Source organism: Gemmatimonadota bacterium, from assembly GCA_039715185.1.
Taxonomy (GTDB): Bacteria; Gemmatimonadota; Gemmatimonadetes; order Longimicrobiales; family RSA9; genus DATHRK01.
The window spans coordinates 1-1,316 of the sequence record JBDLIA010000227.1 but is presented as its reverse complement, the minus strand read 5'-3'; the positions used below and the strand labels follow the sequence as shown (position 1 = coordinate 1,316).

Annotated in this window: 1 protein-coding gene; it reads left to right on the top strand. The window is 71.1% G+C overall.

From position 1 onward, the window contains the following. The coding region (locus tag ABFS34_16880; protein MEN8377101.1) for a SagB/ThcOx family dehydrogenase at positions 1–1,266 on the top strand (1,266 nt) is incomplete at its 5' end. Between the last annotated feature and the right edge of the window lie 50 nt (positions 1,267–1,316).

Below are 1,316 nucleotides of genomic sequence, written 5' to 3'. Positions count from 1 at the left end.
CGGAAGCACTATCCGGGCGGAGAGATCTTGTTCCGCGCCTACCCGAACACCGGTGCGCTCCATCACATCGACCTCTACCTCGTCGCGGGCGAGCTCCCGGGCCTTTCCGCCGGGGTGTATCACTTCGGCCCGCAGGACTTCGCCCTGCGCAGGCTGCGCGACGGCGACTACCGTGCGGTCCTCGTCGAGGCGTCCGGGCGAAGCCCCGACCTGGTGCGCGCGCCCGTGGTGATCGCGAGCGCCTCGACGTACTGGCGGAACGCCTGGAAGTACCAGACGCGAGCTTACCGGCACTGCTTCTGGGATGGGGGGACACTGCATGCGAACCTGCTGGCGGTAGCTGGGTCCGAGCAGCTCGATCCGCGGCTGGTGATGGGCTTCGCGGATCGTGCTGTAGAGCGGCTGCTCGGTCTCGACCCTGAGCGAGAGGGCGCGATCGCGCTCGTGGCCCTCGGGCGATCCGGGCGAAAGGCGCCGCCCGCCCCGCCCGTGTCGGGGCTGCAGCTCGAGACCGAGTCGCTCTCTCGCTCCGAGGTCGACTACCCGGCGATCCGCGCGCAGCATGCGGCCTCCTCCCTCGAGGACGGCGCCGAGGCGGCCTCCTGGCGCGGCCCCACCCCCGCGAGGGAGGAACCCGCGCCGACCGGCTCCCTCTTTCCGCTGCGGCCGACGGCCGAGCCGGATCTCCCACGAGACTCCCTCGACGCCGTGATCCGACGGCGCGGCTCGACGCGGGCATTCGACCGGACTCGCTCGCTGTCCCTCGAGGAGCTCTCTACGGTGCTCGACCGCGCTACGCGCGGCGTGCCCGCCGACTTCTTGGATCCGCCGGGTGCGAGCCTGCTCGACCTCTACCTGATCGTGCACGCCGTCGAGGGGCTGACCCCGGGGGCCTACTACTACCGCTGCCCCGACCGCTCGCTGGAGCTGCTGCGTGTGGGGAGCTTCAGGGAAGCGGCGGGCCGGTTGGGCCTTGGCCAAGAGCTTCCGGCTGATGCGGCGGTGAACGTGTACAGCCTCGCCAACCTCCCTCCACTGCTGACCCGGTTCGGCAACCGCGGCTACCGGGCGGCCCAGCTCGAGGGGGGAATCACCGGAGGGCGCCTGTACCTGGCCTCCTACGCTCAGCGCTTCGGCGCCACCGGGCTGACGTTCTTCGACGACGAGGTGACCGAGTTCTTCTCGCCACACGCCTCGGGGAAGAGCGTCATGTTCCTCGTGGCCCTCGGGCATTCGGATCGCGCAGCACTGGGGCGGTCGCCGTGAGCGTGAGCGCGGCGGAGCTCTGGCAGCGCAACCGCGACCTCGCCGACGCG